Origin of the sequence: Bdellovibrio sp. HCB274 (genome assembly GCF_047306075.1) — a bacterium.
Lineage (GTDB): Bacteria > Bdellovibrionota > Bdellovibrionia > Bdellovibrionales > Bdellovibrionaceae > Bdellovibrio.
This window is the reverse complement of the sequence record NZ_CP178623.1, coordinates 3,467,089-3,484,951: the sequence shown is the minus strand read 5'-3', so window position 1 is coordinate 3,484,951 and position 17,863 is coordinate 3,467,089. Positions and strand designations below refer to the sequence as shown.

Annotated in this window: 16 protein-coding genes; 7 read left to right on the top strand and 9 right to left on the bottom strand. The window is 45.2% G+C overall.

Going from position 1 to position 17,863, the window contains the following annotated elements:
- Positions 1-37: 37 nt before the first annotated feature.
- On the bottom strand, positions 38-433 hold the full coding sequence (locus tag ACLWNV_RS16900) for a hypothetical protein (RefSeq protein ID WP_413585621.1): 396 nt from the start codon (positions 431-433) through the stop codon (positions 38-40).
- A 112-nt stretch (positions 434-545) separates the two neighbouring features.
- The gene (locus ACLWNV_RS16895) at positions 546-1,136 is read right to left on the bottom strand and encodes a YdeI/OmpD-associated family protein (protein ID WP_413585620.1); all 591 of its coding nucleotides are present in this window, start codon (positions 1,134-1,136) and stop codon (positions 546-548) included.
- Between the two features lie 171 nt (positions 1,137-1,307).
- Here ACLWNV_RS16895 and katG point away from each other — a divergent pair, with 171 nt between their 5' ends.
- Positions 1,308-3,512 carry a catalase/peroxidase HPI gene (gene katG / locus ACLWNV_RS16890; protein WP_413585619.1) on the top strand — a complete coding sequence of 735 codons (2,205 nt, stop codon included), beginning with the start codon at positions 1,308-1,310 and terminating at the stop codon, positions 3,510-3,512.
- 40 nt (positions 3,513-3,552) lie between these two features.
- Here katG and wecB read toward each other — a convergent pair whose 3' ends face one another.
- Complete coding sequence (gene wecB / locus ACLWNV_RS16885) at positions 3,553-4,785, bottom strand: non-hydrolyzing UDP-N-acetylglucosamine 2-epimerase (RefSeq protein WP_413585618.1); 1,233 nt, start codon at positions 4,783-4,785, stop codon at positions 3,553-3,555.
- A gap of 137 nt (positions 4,786-4,922) precedes the next feature.
- Between wecB and ACLWNV_RS16880 the strand changes: the two genes are divergently transcribed.
- Positions 4,923-5,840, top strand: a complete 918-nt coding sequence (locus tag ACLWNV_RS16880) for a pseudouridine-5'-phosphate glycosidase (RefSeq protein WP_413585617.1) — start codon at positions 4,923-4,925, stop codon at positions 5,838-5,840.
- A gap of 1 nt (position 5,841) precedes the next feature.
- On the opposite strand, the gene ACLWNV_RS16875 is transcribed toward ACLWNV_RS16880, so the two are convergent.
- On the bottom strand, positions 5,842-8,868 hold the full coding sequence (locus tag ACLWNV_RS16875; RefSeq protein WP_413585616.1) for an outer membrane lipoprotein-sorting protein: 3,027 nt from the start codon (positions 8,866-8,868) through the stop codon (positions 5,842-5,844).
- A 254-nt stretch (positions 8,869-9,122) separates the two neighbouring features.
- On the opposite strand from ACLWNV_RS16875, the gene ACLWNV_RS16870 reads away from it, so the two are divergent.
- Positions 9,123-10,637, top strand: a complete 1,515-nt coding sequence (locus tag ACLWNV_RS16870; RefSeq protein ID WP_413585615.1) for a hypothetical protein — start codon at positions 9,123-9,125, stop codon at positions 10,635-10,637.
- 8 nt (positions 10,638-10,645) lie between these two features.
- On the opposite strand, the gene ACLWNV_RS16865 is transcribed toward ACLWNV_RS16870, so the two are convergent.
- Positions 10,646-11,947: a hypothetical protein gene (locus tag ACLWNV_RS16865; protein WP_413585614.1), complete on the bottom strand. Its 1,302-nt coding sequence runs from the start codon at positions 11,945-11,947 to the stop codon at positions 10,646-10,648.
- An 89-nt stretch (positions 11,948-12,036) separates the two neighbouring features.
- On the opposite strand from ACLWNV_RS16865, the gene ACLWNV_RS16860 reads away from it, so the two are divergent.
- Complete coding sequence (locus ACLWNV_RS16860; protein WP_413585613.1) at positions 12,037-12,534, top strand: FBP domain-containing protein; 498 nt, start codon at positions 12,037-12,039, stop codon at positions 12,532-12,534.
- 1 nt (position 12,535) lies between these two features.
- Here the strand turns inward: ACLWNV_RS16860 and ACLWNV_RS16855 are convergent, their stop codons facing one another.
- From ACLWNV_RS16855 to ACLWNV_RS16845, 3 genes are read right to left on the bottom strand one after another with little or no spacing between them, the layout of a single operon-like run.
- Entirely contained in the window at positions 12,536-13,309 is a 774-nt protein-coding gene (locus ACLWNV_RS16855; protein WP_413585612.1) for an exodeoxyribonuclease III, read from the bottom strand.
- Positions 13,310-13,329: 20 nt separating this feature from the next.
- A complete protein-coding gene (locus tag ACLWNV_RS16850; protein WP_413585611.1) occupies positions 13,330-14,181 on the bottom strand; it encodes an SRPBCC domain-containing protein in 852 nt (283 codons plus the stop codon).
- The gene (locus ACLWNV_RS16845) at positions 14,162-14,527 is read right to left on the bottom strand and encodes an ArsR/SmtB family transcription factor (RefSeq protein WP_413585610.1); all 366 of its coding nucleotides are present in this window, start codon (positions 14,525-14,527) and stop codon (positions 14,162-14,164) included. Before ACLWNV_RS16845 ends, ACLWNV_RS16850 begins: the two co-directional genes overlap by 20 nt.
- 178 nt (positions 14,528-14,705) lie before the next feature.
- Between ACLWNV_RS16845 and ACLWNV_RS16840 the strand changes: the two genes are divergently transcribed.
- From ACLWNV_RS16840 to ACLWNV_RS16830, 3 genes are read left to right on the top strand one after another with little or no spacing between them, the layout of a single operon-like run.
- Positions 14,706-15,689, top strand: coding sequence for a 2-hydroxyacid dehydrogenase (locus tag ACLWNV_RS16840; RefSeq protein ID WP_413585609.1), 984 nt, complete (start codon positions 14,706-14,708; stop codon positions 15,687-15,689).
- A gap of 7 nt (positions 15,690-15,696) precedes the next feature.
- Complete coding sequence (locus tag ACLWNV_RS16835; protein ID WP_413585608.1) at positions 15,697-17,019, top strand: MBL fold metallo-hydrolase; 1,323 nt, start codon at positions 15,697-15,699, stop codon at positions 17,017-17,019.
- Positions 17,016-17,399 carry an MGMT family protein gene (locus ACLWNV_RS16830; RefSeq protein WP_413585607.1) on the top strand — a complete coding sequence of 128 codons (384 nt, stop codon included), beginning with the start codon at positions 17,016-17,018 and terminating at the stop codon, positions 17,397-17,399. Before ACLWNV_RS16835 ends, ACLWNV_RS16830 begins: the two co-directional genes overlap by 4 nt.
- On the opposite strand, the gene ACLWNV_RS16825 is transcribed toward ACLWNV_RS16830, so the two are convergent.
- Entirely contained in the window at positions 17,377-17,787 is a 411-nt protein-coding gene (locus ACLWNV_RS16825) for a hypothetical protein (RefSeq protein WP_413585606.1), read from the bottom strand. The two genes, ACLWNV_RS16830 and ACLWNV_RS16825, sit on opposite strands and share 23 nt — an antisense overlap.
- Between the last annotated feature and the right edge of the window lie 76 nt (positions 17,788-17,863).

Below are 17,863 nucleotides of genomic sequence, written 5' to 3'. Positions count from 1 at the left end.
GGGCATTTTGCGTCCCCCTTTTATCCAGTAGAAGCAACTAACCAGCTAGCAATTCAAAGAAGTCTGCTTTGATCCAGCCACTCTTACAAGGGCCTTTGTATTCCTGACGTTTAGGAATTGGAGAGCTTACGCCGCAGTCCTGGCCTTTTTTACCATAAATGATGCCGATGTATTTTCCGTCTTCGCTGGACTGACATGAAGACACATATGTATTCACATCAACTTTATCGAACTCCATTTTTCCATTTTTAAATGAAATCAAAGAAGTCGTTGTTAGAACGATACCGTAACCACCACAGGCGTCGTATTCGGCTTCGCCACCGACCATCACGTTGCCGGTCATTGATGCTGGTTTTCTGGCTTTTTCGTCTTTCTTCGCTTGAGCAATCGATACACTGAAAACAAGAGCGGTCGCAATTAGGACTTTGAACATTCAATTCCTCCATGAGTATGTTTATTGAATGTTAATGCGCACATACTGTTTTACCAATGTGCCCCGACCAATAAGTGGTTACCCCGGGGTCACCACTGGCGGTCACAAAAAGTTAATCCATCAATCCTTTTCCCTTTAGAATTTTGGGAACACACTTTTCAATTCTGGATACGCGGGTCGCGGCTTGTTTGGCGGAAGAAAAATGCATTAGATACATTCTTTGACGACCTGGAGTTAAAGCTGCAAACGCAGTTTTCAGTTTTGAATTCTTGTCGAGAACGGATTTGAACTCAACAGGTATGCTTTGCTTCGGGCGTGCTGCTTTCTTAACAGACTTCTCTGACGAACCAGAAACTTTGATGGCTTGGTTAATCAAAGTTTTTAAAGCTGCTTTGGATTTGGTTACGTCTTCCAGGCTTTGAAATTCAAAACGTTTTACCACATGGGAGTTTTCACCCGGTGCTTTCAAGATCTTTTTTGGATCCTTCAAAACGCTCCCGTCAAAAAACATAAACGCTCCAAAATTCTTGAATGTCTGAATCATGACAACGTTTTTTCCATTATGCGAATAGCACGGAAAGCTCCATTTGAAGTCCTCTTGCAGACCAGCACTCAACGCAAGCTCACGCAAAGCTCCGACAGCCTCTGGCCATTTCTTTTCTTTCTTTAAAAAGGAATCAACTTTGGAATTCTTTGTTGTCATGGATGCTCCTCTGAAATGTGGCTTCAACCAATGCTAGCTTCACTGAACAACATCCGCAAGTTTGTGAATACACATTTGCAGGGAATTTTCATAATTGAAATTGGAAAAGTAAGACGAATGACCTGAATATTTTCATATAAACAACAAAAAGATATTCATAAGGAGATCTCCATGTCTGAACCACGAAGTGAGAGTGAAAATCCCGTCATACCTGCGCCGAAACCGAAAACTAGCATGCGTCCCAGATCCAACAAGGATTGGTGGCCCGAGCAGTTAGATCTGTCGGTTTTGCATCACCAGTCTCCAAAAGTAAATCCGATGGACAAGTCCTTTAAATACAAGGACGAGTTCAAGAAACTGGATGTCGAAGCGCTAAAGAAAGACATGATGGAACTCATGACAAACTCTCAAGAGTGGTGGCCAGCAGACTTTGGCCATTACGGTCCCTTGTTCATTCGTCTTAGCTGGCATGCCGCCGGCACGTACAGAATTGAAGACGGACGTGGGGGAGCGGGTGATGGAGCGCAAAGATTTGCTCCGCTGAACAGCTGGCCGGATAACGTGAGTTTGGATAAGGCTCGTAGACTTTTGTGGCCTTTAAAGAAGAAATACGGACGAAAAGTTTCCTGGGCAGATCTTCTGGTGTTTGCTGGTAACTGTGCTTTGGAATCTATGGATTTAAAAACTTTCGGCTTTGCCTTCGGTCGTGAGGACGTGTGGGAGCCGGTGGAAGTATTCTGGGGACCTGAAGACACATGGCTAGGTGATGAACGCTATAGCGGTGATCGCAATCTTTCCAATCCGCTGGGTGCCGTACAAATGGGTTTGATTTACGTAAACCCAGAAGGCCCGAACGGAAAACCAGATCCAAAAGCATCTGCGAAAGATATTCGCGAAACTTTCAGTCGCATGGCCATGAATGACGAGGAAACTGTCGCGCTAATCGCTGGCGGCCACACGTTTGGAAAAACTCATGGTGCAGCGAAAGCCGATCACGTGGGACCAGAACCTGAAGGATGTCCATTTCACATGCAGGGACTTGGTTGGAAGAACTCCTATAAAACCGGAATGGGTCCGCACACGATCACGAGCGGTCTTGAAGGGTCATGGACCAGCACACCGACGAAATGGGGGCACGGATTCTTTGAAAACCTTCACGGCTTTGAGTGGGAACTGACAAAGAGCCCGGCTGGTGCTCATCAATGGATTCCCAAAGATAAAAGTGCCCATAACATGGTTCCGGATGCTCATGACAAATCCAAAAAGCATCCACCAACAATGTTAACGTCGGATCTGGCTCTGCTTGCTGACGAATCCTATGCAAAGATCTCAAAACGCTATCATCAAAAACCAGCTGAATTCACCGAAGCCTTTGCCAAAGCCTGGTACAAACTTTTGCATCGTGATATGGGACCGATTTCCCGTTACTGGGGGCCGTGGGTTCCACCACAACAGTTGTGGCAGGATCCGGTGCCGGCGGTTGATCATCCGCTAATTGATGAAAAAGATATTAAAAACTTAAAAGAGAAAATTATGGCGTCGGGATTAAGTGTCTCCCGTTTGGTCAGCACCGCGTGGTCTGCAGCAGCTTCCTTCCGTGGCACTGATAAACGCGGCGGAGCCAACGGTGGTCGCCTTCGTTTATCTCCTCAACGTGAGTGGGAAGTGAACGAGCCTAAAGAGCTAGAGAAAGTTTTGAAGGTTCTAGAAAAAATTCAGGCAGACTTTAATGGCGCACAGTCAGGTGGAAAGAAAGTGTCGTTCGCAGACCTTATTGTTTTAGGCGGCGCCTCTGCGATTGAAAGTGCCTCTAAAAAAGCCGGAGTTGAAATTGAAGTGCCCTTTGCACCAGGACGGATGGATTCAACACAAGATCAAACGGATGTGCACTCTTTCGCAGTGTTAGAGCCAAAAGCTGAGGGCTTTAGGAACTATGTCAGAAAAGGTCTGCCGCTTTCCCCGGAGACTTTGCTTTTGGATCGCGCAAATCTTTTAGGACTTACTGCACCCGAAATGACCGTCCTTTTGGGAGGCATGCGTGTGCTTGATGTAAATCACGGCGGTTCCCAGCACGGGGTCTTCACGGAAAGACCAGGCGTATTGTCTAACGACTTCTTTGTGAATCTGTTGGATATGAATACGGTTTGGAATGAGCCATCCAAAGAGGGGATTTATCAAGGTAAGGATCGCACAAGCGGTAAGCCTAGATGGACTGCCACAGCCGCAGACTTGGTCTTTGGCTCCCATGCGCAACTTAGAGCTTTTTCGGAAGTTTACGCCTGTGATGATTCAAAAGAGAAGTTTGCTAAAGATTTTGTATGGGCATGGAACAAGGTAATGAATGCAGATCGATACGATTTACCTGAACATTGTTAGTTGATAAAAAAGAGCCCGGATTATCGCCGGGCTTTTTTTTTTAAACTGTAAGTTCTTGTTCTGAGTAACCCATCCTATTAGAAATGGTAATCTCACTGTCTGGGTTATCTGCATTTAACCTGGCATGTACAATATCCAGAATTCTCTCTGAAGCACGTCCATCCCCAAATGGATTTTTAGCCTGCGACATTCTTTCATAGATCACTGGTGTATCCAGAACCTCGGTGGCGACTTGTACAAAACTTCTTTGCTCTAGCGGAATCAGGCGGGAAGTGCCAGCGACAATCGCTTCGGGTCTTTCTGTTTTTTCGCGTGCGACCAGAATGGGCTTTCCAAGCGAAGGTGCCTCTTCCTGAACGCCGCCCGAGTCAGTGATGATCATGTGCGCGCGATCCATTAAGTAGATAAAAGGAACATAGTCTACCGGTTCGCATAGCCAGATTTTATTTTCTGGATTTAAGAAGTTCCCCTTATCCACCCACTGGGCCTGATTTCCGAATATCTTTGCTGCTGAAGCGCGAACTTGCGGATTCATGTGAAGAGGGATCAATAGTTCTATGTCAGAACGTTTTGACAGCTCCAGCAGACCCTTCATCACTTCCTCCATCGGTGTACCAAAAGATTCACGGCGATGTACAGTGACCAGAACCATTTTTCTATGGGGATTTAAGAATGAGTATTTTCCTGAGAACTCATTTTCCAGAACAGAATTTGAAGAGATTTTTCTTTTAACTTCAAAAAGGGCGTCAATGCCAGTGTTACCAGTGACGAAAACACTTTCTGGTGGATAATGTTCACGTAGTAGATTCTCCTTGGCTGTTTCTGTGGGTGCCAGGTGAACATTGGAGATCAAAGCCGTCCCTTTACGATTAAACTCTTCAGGAAATGGGGATAGAATATCACCTGAGCGTAACCCTGCCTCGATGTGTACAACTTGCACTTTGTGATAAAAAGCGACAAGGCTCCCAATGAATCCACTGGTGGTGTCGCCTTGAACCACGACAGCATCCACTTTATTTTCAAGTAAGATTTTGTTAAGCCCCGACATCACACCCGTCGAGATATCAATCAAAGATTGTCCAGGGCGCATCAGATCCAAATCGAAATCAGGCTTTATTCCAAAGAAATCAAATAACGGTCTGATCATTTCGCGGTGCTGGCCTGTTGAGCACACCAGAACCCGGTAGCGTGGATCTTTTTGTGCTTTTAGGATGACGGGTGCGGTTTTGATTGCTTCTGGACGGGTTCCGAATACGAATAAAAGAGTTTTCATGAACTGAAAGTTATTTACAATGAGAGATCAGTGCAATTCATCAGCCAGTAATTTCATGCTTTTAATAAACCTTTGTGTTTTCACATAAACTTAGTGCATGATTTTCGGTGCAATGAAACAGTCGTTCGAGGTGAGAAATGAAAGCAATTAAAGTGGTTCTGTCACAAGAAGTGCAACAAGCAATGACTTCAGGTAAACCTGTTGTCGCCTTGGAGTCGACAATCATTTCCCACGGTATGCCTTATCCCCAGAACTTTGAGATGGCTTTGGCCGTCGAAGATAAAGTACGAGAGTTTGGAGCAGTCCCTGCGACGATTGCAATAATTGATGGCGTATTGCGTGCGGGGTTATCAAAAGAGGAAATTCAAAGCTTCGCAAAAAAAGGCCTGTCCATCACCAAGGTCAGTCGCCGTGATATCCCATTGGTGGTTTCAAAAAAGATGGACGGTGCAACCACTGTTGCAAGCACAATGATCATTGCGGAACTTGCAGGAATTTCAGTTTTTGCCACGGGCGGCATCGGTGGTGTGCATCGCGGAGCTGAAGAAACGATGGATGTTTCAGCGGACTTGGAAGAGCTCGCACAAACCAATGTGGCGGTCGTTTGTGCGGGTGCAAAATCTGTTTTGGATATCGGTCTCACGTTGGAGTATTTGGAAACAAAAGGCGTTCCTGTCCTGGGATATCAAACTGCGGAACTTCCGGCATTCTACACTCGAGAGAGTGGCTTCAAAGTCGATGCAAAAATGGAATCAGCCGCTGAAATCGCTGAAGTTCTCAAGTCCAAATGGGGTCTTGGTCTGAATGGCGGTGTCGTGATCGCAAATCCTGTTCCGCAGGAATACTCTTTGGATTTCAAAACCATGGAGACTGTGATTAACAATGCTCTTCAAGAGATGGATGCAAAAGGAATTAAAGGAAAAGATTCAACTCCGTTCCTATTGGGGAAAGTGAAAGAGCTTACTGGTGGTAAGAGTCTTGAGACAAATATTCAATTGGTACTGAATAATGCGAAACTTGCGGCTGAGATCGCAGTAGCGTACTCAGCCCGCTAGATTAGTCGTCAGCCAAAGATTTTGGTGAAAACAGGGACGCTTTCAGGTTCTGATTAATCTTAATATCGGAAAGAGCGATATCAGTACCGCGCTTATTTTGAACATTGCGAATCTTAATACTGGAAGCGCGGAATTTCCCCCCGTTTAACTTCTTATAACCGCCAAAATCAATCGTCTTTAAAAGCTTACCTTGCTTGTCATAGCATTCCGCTTTGATCGGTAAAAATTCTTTCGCTGATACATAGCTTACGATCTTTGAATAGTTCGGGGAGCTGGCTGTGACATCGCTTTCCATCACGATGTACTTGCTGCCTTTGATTTCCATTTCTTTTTTAATAGTGGTTTTAGCTGAAGAGTCGCGGTTGAAATCAAAATCCTCGGCACTAAGCTCTGAGCCCAGAATCCCACCCTTGCTGTTTTCACCCGTCAGGCGTCTTACTTGCTTGTTGGAAGGAAGATAAATCCATTTATCCTCCTGTTCGTTTTTCATTGTTGCAAGCAAGGCCGTACCTTTTAGGTCGGCAGGTTTCATCATGCGCACTAAAAGGGAGTGATCTTTCTTACCTGTACTCATTCGCCAGATTTTCATCTCACGCTCTTTATCTGAGCCGTCGGCCTCGATGATCTTTAATTGTGCCACGAACGTTTCGTCCTTAGCACTTATGCGTGAACTCATTTCCTGGCCGACTTTTTCCGGTGTCAGGGATTGAGCCATCAATGGGCTAGGATTGAAAATCATAACCAGGGCGAATAGAACAGATGCAGCTGTTGCCATAACTTTCTCCTTCTTCCAAGCTAATGGGCGCAGGAGCCATGGGCAACTTTTCAGCATCGTTGGTAAAAGAATCAAATCCCCTACCAGACCCGTCAGCATCGACAGGACCATATAGAATCCAAAAATCCGGTTCATTGCAAAGTACGAAGCCATAAATACCGAGAATCCTGCAAGCAAGGTCATTGTCGAGATCAGGCACGGATTTCCTTCAAGCCAAATCATCTTCTCAATATCCAGAGTACGGCTGTTGCGGGATTTCTGCATTGCTCGCAGGCGTTCCAATAAGTACACGGTGTTGTTAAACGCCAATCCTAATGCAATCGAGAAAATAATTGCGACACTTGGCTTAATCGGAGTCTGAGATATCGCCAGAAATCCCAAGAGGGCTGCTGGCGGAACCAGATTTGGAATACAAGCCACCAAAGACCAGCGAAGTGATTTGAATACAAAAACCAGCACTACAATGATTGCAACCATCGATTGCCAGAACCCAAAGATCAGCTCTTTAGACAGTTCGTTATTTAAATGATGAATCGTGGAGCCCATGCCCGTAGTTTGAACAGACATTTCCGGGAAAACCTCTTCCGTCATTCCGCGAACCTGCTCCACCAGGGAATGCAGCTGATCCCCTGGCAAATCCTGAGTGCGTACCGAGATTCGAGTCTTAGAGCTGTCAGCATTCAGGAAGTTCTTAAGTGGACTGTCGCTGGCCAGTGAGTATAAAAAGAAAACCTCCGCAGTTGAACTTCGGCTGGCAGGTAGGCGTGAGTTATTAAGGCTTGCGGCTGCGACCAGATCTGGCAAGCTCACAACACTTCCCACTCCAGGAAGGTTTCTGATAGAGGCAGAGAGTGAATCAAGGCGCTCAATCAGTTTTGGATCATTCCAGGCGTCTTGTTTCCCATCGATCTCAATATCGACTGGAATCATGCCTCCAAGTTCGCGGTCAATAGTTTCCGTGGAAAGACGGACTTGATGATTCTGAGGAAGGTCATCAAAAAGTTTCGCTGACCAAGAAAGGTTTCCACCTTTTAAAGCCAATGCTAAAGAGACAATAATGATCCCCATGGTCCAAAGACCACTGCGACGGAACAAATAAAGACCCCAGCGCGCTTTAGCCCATGCCCATTCGCGGGCACGAGGGCCTGGCAAGAATAAAAGAAGCGGGTAAAGCAAAACGGTCGTGGTAATCCAGCCAACAACAATCGAAATCGCTGCCGTAACACCGTATTCCCGAATCAGTGGAACGTTGGTGGTAAGCAGACTTAGAAAGCCAATCATCGTGGTCGTAGAGGCAATCAAGTTGGGTCTGATGATTGCGCGAAGTGTTTTTCTTACCAAAAACTCGTGAGATTCAAAAGGCGAAGCTTTCTTTTCCTCGGCATAACGAAGCAAGGTGTGGATGCAGAGTGAGACCACATCAATGGTCGTAAGAATAGGAATAGTGGTTGAGAGAATCGAAAACGGCAATTCACACAGTGCCATCACCGCAAGTACAAGGATGTTGGCACAAAGAATAATGATAAATGATGATATCAGAGGTGAAAAATTAGAGAAGATCAGTGCCAGAACAACGAAACACGCAATAAACCCCAGCACAACAAAGTTACGAAGCTCTGTCTGCAAAAGAAGACTGATATCTGTTTGTACGGCAGGAGTTCCACCCATTTGTACGTCCGCAAAGGGCAACGCCGCCGTGGCAGTCACTTGCAGGTTCTGTCTAAGGGACAGAAGTTCTTTGTTGGTGAGGCGATTAATATTAGTAATGATGGAGGCGGTTTTTCCGTCAGCCGATATGAGTGTTGGCGCAATGAGTGGGTTCGTTAGGGTCTCATTTGCCCATTCATTGGGTTTTAGATTTTTAAGCAAGGGACCGACGCTTAATCCCTGTTGATTATTGATTGCGCCCTGGATGTTTGCCAAAGAAAGAGTATTGCGAACGCCAGGATAGTTGGAGATCAGCGTTGTTAGTTTTTCAAGCTCGGCTATGCGTTCCTGTTGAAACCAGTTGCCGTCACTTTTTTCAGCGATTTTTGCAGTGATGATAAAAGGCTGAACTTCAGACAACTGAAAAGTTTGGCGGCTTTTTTCGTCCAACATCAACAGTGGATTATCCTTTGGCAGGAACTGTTTAAGACTGTACTGAGTCGTCAGTTTGGGAAGTGCGAACAAGCTGAGTACGGTAATAAAGATCATACCCAACAACATGCTTATGGCGAGGGATTTTGGAGAGATTTTTTTTAGCAGTTGCATCGGCTGCGCCCTTCTAAAAGAGAAAATGTTGATGCCAGACTTCCTATATCGGACAGGTTTTTCCTTTCTAAAATGTGCAACAAATCGTTCAGTACTTGAACAGAGTGTTAGTTAAACACGTGAAGAAATAATTTTGCCAAAAAAAGACCAAAAGTTTTTCGATGTTGGACTAAATTCCTGATTCAAAAATGAGGATACATCCTATCGAAAAAAGTCGCTTTAGATTTGTGGGAATACGCCGTAACCTTAGTCCTATGAGTAAAAAGCAAATCACCAGAAGTCTTTCCGTGTTTGCTGCTTTTCTGTTTTCGCAACAGGCATTTTCCTCTGCAGTTGTTGAATCAGAGTTTGAGCTAGTTCTTCCAAAGCAGTTTCAAGAAAATCTTATAGAGGAAAAGTGGAAATCTCTCGAGAACCAGGAATTTAAAGCAAATTGGCAATTTCCTGATCAGACCGTGGAAGCAGCCAACGGGGTGCAGGTTCAGTTAAAAGGAATCTCAGTTTCTTTAGAAACAGAACTTAAAAAGCCAAGTCTGGGTTCCAGTCAAACGCAAGTAGTCTTGAGTTCCAAGGATCTTGCTGCACAAATGACCATTGCAAGCATTTCGGTGGATCAATGGATTGAGCAAACTGTTGGTGGCATCACTGGCCGTTTTCATCTGGTCGCAGACTGTCCTAATGTCGTATTAAATATGAAACCTGGAGCGGGTTCATTTTCTGTCGCCTTAAATCCCAAGGTCGGCTCTAACCAAGCTGGCGGAACCGTTCAAGACATTTCTTTAACCTGGCAGAAAGAGGCGTGGAGTGCAGCTGCATTCACTTGCACCGGAGCTGCAGGATTCGATGATATCGTAAATCAGCAAATTTCTCAGATCTCTGCGGACTCCGCCGCGTTCGTTGATCCCAAGAAAGAGCTAATTCTCTCATATTTAAATGGTTATATCGGTAAGTGGTCCTTTGACTTCTCTAAACCAAGACAGCTGGTGAGTTCTCGTGACGACGTGAATATCAGCATGGTTGTGGATGATTTTAATGATACGAACCCAGATCGTGCTTTGGCAAAAGGACGGGTGATCGTGGAATTCACGCGAGCTCCAAATGCTGAGGCGACTAAGCTTGAACTTGCAAAAGGTGACGTGAACTACGGAACCTCCGGTCAAGCCGTGATTCGCCTGCCCGCTGGATTCGCTAAAGAAATGATCAGTCGTGCTTATGCGGCGGACTCTTGGGTTCATCAATTCTATTCAAGTCAGATTTCCGGGTTCTCGTCAGTGATGAATTCGCGCTTTATGCAGTTCTTCGTGTGGCCAGAACTGATGGATTATCCAAAATCCAGCAAGTTCTTATTTAATCTATATTCAAATAAAGATCCGAAGATCTCTGGATCTGGTTTGAAATACCAAGTGAGCGCCAACCTGTATTCACAGATGAAGGCTCCAAAGAATGGCAAGTATATTCCATTCATGAACTTTACAGTTCCTTTTAGCAGCGGAATTTCTCTGGGGATTTCTGACAGCAAGGCAGCAGTAAAGTTCACTGGAACAACGCTGGATCTGCGCTACGCTTGGGATACTTCCTATGTAAAGAGCTATAATCCACGCACCCGTTTTGCTGCTTCAACGATTGAAGGGAAAATTCTGGGCGCGATTTCCGGGAAAACCATGAATGTAACGTTACCGGCGATTCCACTAACTGAAGGTGTAAAGCTGAAAATCAAAAAGGCGACTACACTTTCGAACTCGGACTTAATGTTGCAACTGGCTCCCTAGGACGCGATTTAAAATGAACGGCCTACCGTTAAAAGGTAGGCGTCATTTTTTGAATAAAGACCGAGCGGGTTCTGAATGTCCCCGGAAATGAAGTTTGCCGTTAGGCTCGCATTCCAGGAATCAAAGAACCTGCGACCTAAAGTCACTTCGACAAAGTTACTGAAATGAACGGTATCGTACAATCCCAACACGGAAGCATTCCAAACCTCTTTCCAGCTTAATCTGCCCCCGGCCATCCAAGCCCGGCGAAAGATTTCAGTGAAAGAGATGTTGGAGTCGTTCTTTCGTTCCGTATCCAAAAACGAGTATTGAACAATTGCGATCAGCATGGCGTCGCTAAAATTAAAAGTCTTTTCAACCCCCAGGACATTTTCATGTATCCAGCCCGGCAGGTTTGCGTAGTCGCCATAGTTGTCCGAGTAACTGGTGGCATACTTAAATAGAAAATCCCACTGATGGCTTACCAATGAAAAACCACCCTGGCGAATTCTATACTGTTTGGTATCTAATCTGACATCGGGATCTACCTGGATTACCGTTTTCGGAGAGACGGCGATAATTGTCCCGGTGACTTGCGGCTCGACGATGGGAGCAGAAGCAGCGCCATCATATCCAGAAATCGACAGATCAAAGATAGAAATAGTCTTTTGCACACGCAGTGCAAAGTTGTGGTCGAGGGCATTGTTTAGAATGTCGTCATTCCCCCAGGTATAGCGAAGATTCGTGGGTAGCAGTAATACCAGATCATTCCCTGGGACTTGGGGAACAAAGACCTCGCGCGGCAGCCAACGGCTGTTTTCGCCTGGCAAAATCGTTTCGCGAGCTCTTGGCATGTACATCAAATCATAATCGAACCATTTTAAGGACTCAGATATCAGAATTGAAGGTGCGCCCAATTTTTTGGAACGAATCGGATCATAGATCTGACGGCGATTGATCATGTCCAATGGGTTGTATCCATCTGTGATGCCCCAAGTGACAATGTTGTATCCCACCGAAATATTCAGAACATCTTTTTGAAATCTTACATAGGCCTCTGAGGGCTCAAAGAAAAACTGCTCTTCACTGGATTTATTGTCGGGATTAGCCACTAACACAGGTTTTGCATAAACTCGCCAGTGCTCGCCCTTTTTCCAACGCATCATGGGGTCAAGTTCCAACTTAAAAAGACTGTTGTTCGTATCTTCGCCGTATTCCTCTGGATAATAGAATTCCGTCATTTGCAGATCGGCGCCAAAGTTCCATTCGGATTCAGCTATGGCAATCAGCGGTGAAATAGTGAATAATATTATTAGAGCCAGAAATTTCATCGCTCTAGTGTATTCCCACCTGTGTTGGACCGTCTGCATGACTTCTGACAGCTTGCGGGGTACCATAATAGTGGTGGGGAGGGTTATTCATGCAATCACAGATTTCAAACTTCCAAACGGAGCACTTGTTTTCAATCTCTTCAGAAGAAGAGCTGGTGCAATGTTTTCGTGCCCGGGATCAAAAGAAACTGGTATTGCCAGCTAACCTAAAATTTCCATTTTCCGTGCAGTCTTATTTCACCTGGAAAGAGTCCTCCGGTGTTTACACGTATCTTGTTTGCAAAATGCCAACTTGGGATTTGCCAAGGGGAGTCGTCTTTAAAAGAACTGCTCCAAGTGGCGAGCCCACGGGTGGGTTGTGCAATTGGTGCAACTCCTATGGTTCATCTGAAGATATCGGTCTGCTGTCAGTCGCGATGAGTGCCAATGTCAGTAATTCCTATTTGATTTGCCAGGATTTGCGTTGCATTGAAAAGATCGAAGAAAGTGCCATGCGTGCAGGTAAAAGCCCTGAAAAGCACATCCATGAGCTTTACCATAAAATGGCAAAGCTGTTTGAAAACATCAGTAACTACCGTCAAGACTAAATTACTTTTTTAGTGTTAAGCGAACAGGGCAGTGGTCAGAACCCATAACCTCTGGACAGTGAGCTGCCGCCTTTAAGCGATCCGAAGCTTCCTTATTCACCAGGAAGTAATCCAGGCGCCATCCGATATTCTTTTCGCGCACTCCGGGACGATAGCTCCACCATGTGTAATGGTCAGGGCCCTGTTCAAATTTCCTAAAGCTGTCGACCCATTCGTGCTTTTCCAAAAACTTCGTCATCCACGCGCGTTCCTCTGGAAGGAAGCCTGCATTTTTCATATTGGTTTTGGGATTTCTTAAATCGATTTCCTTGTGCGCGATATTGAAGTCACCACAGATGATTACTTCGCGGCCTTTTTTGCGTAGCGCCTGCAGGCGCTTTTCAGCTGCTGCACAGAATTCCAGTTTAAATGGTAAACGCGTAAGTTCACGTTGGCTGTTTGGCCAATAACTGTTCACCAAAGTGATAGAGCCGAAATCAACTTCCAGCCAGCGACCTTCGTTATCGAATTTATCAATGCCCATGCCCACACGAACATCGTCGGGCTCTTTTTTGGAATAGACGGCTAAACCCGAGTACCCGGGCTTTTCTGCAAAAGCCCAGGCAGAGTGATACTTGGCTGGATGATAGAAGTCTTCATCCTTTTTAATCGCCTCATCGGTGACCTTGATTTCCTGAAGGCATACAACGTCTGCTTTTTCTTTCTCAAACCATTCTCTAAAATTCTTTTTATGAACTGAGCGCAGACCGTTCACATTCCAGGAAATCAACTTCATCTTTATACCCCTTAGACTGATTAGCTTACCATATTACGGGCTAAGTATTCCTCAAATTTATCAAAGGAACCTGTCCAACCTTGAGTCATGCCGCCTCTTTCCTTAATGAAAGTGGCAAGTTCTTCTGCCGTATGATCGCCCAAAATCTCCCAGGTCACTGTGACTCGGGTTTCGTCGTCACCTTCGGCCGCAAATAAGACAGTTGTTTTCATGGTCATGGGCCAAGTCATAGCAAACGGAGCGCGTGCCGCATTTCCTTTGGCATCAGCAAAATTCTGAGTATAGACGATCTTTTGGGGAGGTATTATCTCCTGATAATGGATCTGCCCATACATTTTTTCCCACATATTGAAAACGGTCCGAACGGGAGCTTCAAAAGTGCGGTTAATGACGAACTTTTCCTGTCCTGAAGTTTCCTTTTCCAGGAATTCTGCCAGACGATCCCAAGTTCCATTTCCGCCAGCAGCTTTGACAAACTTTTTCGTTTGCTGGGCAGCTTCTGCCGTTGGCAACGTCATCGTCATAACCATTTTGGTTTTGCCGCCTTTAACTTCATCAAAGGTAACAGTTACGCGAAACAAGGGTGGGCGATCATCGTTGCCGCCATGGTCATAGACCATTTTGGAGTGAAGAACGACTTCGTGATAGATGGTTTTATTCTCGTAGTTCACTCCATCGGGCCCGTGCATTGTATAGGACCAAAAACCGCCGGGACGCAGATCTTTTCCATGAGTGGTGATAGTGAACCCACGAGGTCCCCACCACTGGGCAGCTTGCTTGGGGTCAGCCCAGGCATCCCAGACTGCCTTCACTGGAGCATCGTAAATTCGTGTGATCGTCAGTTCATTGGAATTACTTTTTTTTGCGCCCATTCTTTTTCCCTTTCGGTTTTTCTTTTGCAGTAACGGTTTTTAAGTAGGCATCCAATCGGTCAAAACTTTCTTCCCAGAATATGCGGTAGTTTTCCATCCACTCGGCAACATCGCGCAGTCCCTCGGCCTTGATTTTACAGGGCCGCCATTGGGCATCCCGGGATTTGGTGATCAATCCGGCTTTTTCCAGCACCTTTAAGTGCTTGGTGACAGCAGGCAGACTGATTTCTTTCAAAAAAGGTTTCGCTAAATCAGAAACACTGGCCTCACCTTGCGAAAGCTTTGCAAGGATTGCCCGGCGAGTCGGGTCGGCAAGGGCTTGGAATGTCTGGCTTAAGTGATCCATATTTTACCTATCGGTTAATTAACTAATAAGTTAAATATAAGCCATTATGAATGCTTTGTCAAAAATGGCCAAAAGCGACGTCGTTTCATGGGTTTATAAGAGTTTTTAAAAACTTATATTGGCCATGAACTTTAAAGGATGACATAATTTTCGGGGTTATTGCGAAAGGACGTCTCTAATGAAGATCTCTTTTTTTAGCGCGCGCAAGTATGAGCAGGAAGTATTTGAATCGGTGTTTGCAAATACGGGCATGGAGCTGGATTTTTTTGAGCTTCGCCTAACCGCCAAAACTGCGCAATTAGCTAAAGGCTTCACAACGATATGCTGCTTTGTAAACGATCTTCTAAATGCAGAGGTGCTGACAGAACTTTCAAAGATGGGTATTAAGAATATTGCCCTTCGCTGTGCGGGCTTTAATAACGTAAACCTTCCTAAAGCCAAGGAACTCGGAATTCGTGTGGTACGGGTTCCAGACTATTCGCCTTACGCGGTCGCGGAACACGCAGTGGCTTTGCTTTTGACTTTGAATAGAAAAACACATCGTGCCCATTCACGAATTCGCGATCTAAATTTTTCCCTGGAAGGATTGGTCGGATTTGATCTGCGCGGAAAAACTGTGGGAATCATTGGGACAGGTAAAATCGGCAGGGTCTTTGCCGGTATCATGAAAGGATTCGGCTGCACTATTTTGGCCTATGATCCGTATCCCCATAAGGAAATGGAAAGTATCGGGACCTACGTAACACTTCCTGAGATATTTAAAAATGCCGATATCATTTCCCTGCATTGCCCCCTGAATGACAGTACAAAGCATTTGTTGTCAGCATCCACTTTTGAAATGATGAAGCCAAATGCAGTTATCATTAATACCGGCAGGGGAGCCCTGATTGATTCCAAGGCTTTGATTGATGCATTAAAGACTCACAAAATCGGTGGAGCTTGTTTGGACGTTTACGAGGAGGAAGAAGGTGTGTTCTTCACCGATCAATCCACTGGCGGCATTATGGATGACGTGCTGGCGCGACTGACCACGTTTCCGAATGTTATTCTTACTTCTCATCAGGCATTCTTGACGAACGAAGCTTTAAGAAATATTGCTGAAACCACACGCGACAACATCCGAAATCTAGTTGATCAAGGTAAGTGTCAGAACGAACTTTGAGGAATCGGTGTCAGTAAAGGTCTCCAGAATATTTCATGCAGGATACGTGATGGAGTGCGATGGTATTCGCATCGCATTTGATCCGATTTTTGAAAATCCATTTAGTCGAAACTGCTTTGCCTATCCGACTGTGGAATTTGATTATGCTGCGATTAAGAATCTGCGATTTGATGCGGTCTTTATCTCCCACTATCACGATGATCATTGTTCTTTTGACAGTTTAAAGCTTCTAAATCGCACCACACCCATTTACATGTTTTGCGTCCACGAAGAAATGTTCTCCTGGATTCGCGAACTTGGATTTTCCAATGTTTATCCTCTGACGTTAAATAGCTCTGTTGATATTGGGCCCTTCAAAGTGATTTCACATCCTGCTTTGGATGTAGATGTTGATTCTGTATTTGAAGTTCAGGTTCAGAATCTAAAGATACTCAATGTCGTGGATTCCTGGCTGGATCAGGAAACCTATGACGGCTTGGCAAAACGCGCTCCTTGGGATCTGGTGATGTGGCCCTTTCAAACAATGCGCGAATTGGAAGTATTGGAGCCTGATCGCGCCGAGCCTTCTGACCGAAAACTACCTTCAGAGTGGCTGGTGCAGCTTAAAGATCTTAAACCCAAGTTCCTGATTCCCAGTTCCTGCCAATTTCAAATGGAAGAGTGGTCTTGGTACAATCACGCCTTTTTTCCAATTTCCTACGGTGACTTTAACCAGCAGGTGCAAGGCATCCTTCCGAACACCAAAATCGTAAACCTGCGCCCCTCGACAAGCATTCTTTTATCGTCTGACGAATTGAAGACTGGTGAAAGCTTATCGTGGATGAAAATGACTGGCGATTCGCAAGGGGACTATCAGTATCAGCCCGATCTGATTCCACCGAAAACTTCAGAAATAGCTCAGCACTTTTCAAAGCTTGATCAAAAGCAAACTTCTGAGGTGCTACACTATTGCAATCATGGGCTGATTGAAAAATTCAGGGAAGTAGGACCTTCAGCAGATATGTTCTTTAATAAGCCCCGCATCTGGAAGCTTTCACTTTTTGATCAAGATGGTAAGAGCACTGATTTTATCTATGAAGTTAAAGATGACGTTCTGACTTTACTTGACGAATCAGCGTGCCCGCCGGACTGGAATACCGAAATTATCGCAAGCAAACTATACTCGGCATTAAATACCGGTGAAAGTCTAACTTCTTTGTATCTGCGAGTTAAAAAAGACGCCGACGTGGAAGTCATTGAAGACCCGTTGATTCGCTGTCTGTTTAACGGAGAGTTTGGTTCGTATCAAAAGGCGCAGCTTGCCAGAATTAAGAAAGAAGAATCGCTATGAGTATCGTGCAGCTTTCGGAGTTCTCTAAAAAAGTAATCGAAACTATTTTGAAGATTCCTGCAGGGAAAGTAGCAACATACAAGCAAATCGCCGAGCTTTCAGGAAAACCCCAAGGCTCGCGTGGCGTTTCGTGGATTCTGCATTCGTCATCAACTAAGTATAAACTACCATGGCATCGGGTTTTGAATTCGCAGGGCGGGATTTCCTTTGATCCTGCGAGCAGGAACTACAAGGATCAAAAAAGAAAATTAGAAAAAGAAGGCGTGGTTTTTAACACCAACGGAAAACTGGATTTAAAGAAATACCAGTGGAGTAAGCGCCCAACTGTAAAAAGAAGTCAGGCGCAACCCAGAATGTTTAGTAAGGGCGGCAGTCGCTAAGAGTCAAAGCGATGTCAGCATGTGTGCCGAATTTAGTTCTGCACTGGAAGCGACCATCTTTGGAGATGTTGCTAATCTCGATAAATGCATCAGCAAACCAGGCGTTTTCAGCCTGACACTCAAGTGTCTGAATCAGGTAGTGATCAGCTGACTTGTCTTCAACGCGGCAGTTTGGTTTCGGAGTCATTTTCTCAACATCCTGGTTGCAGATATTGCCGTATCTTAGGAACTCAGTCGTCGTGCCGTCAGCGTGCACCCAACTTGCAGTCAACGGGTAGAAATTAAAAAGCACGTCGCCTTTTTGTGATTTGCAGCGAAGCATTTCTGGAGCAGCAAAAGAAGATACAGACACAAGGATCGTGGCAACGGCCAGGATAAGTTTATTCATGGATTTCCCCCTAAAAGTGGAGGCATTTGACTTAATTGTGGGCAGCTCGTCAACCCCGAAATAGAAAAAGGCGAGC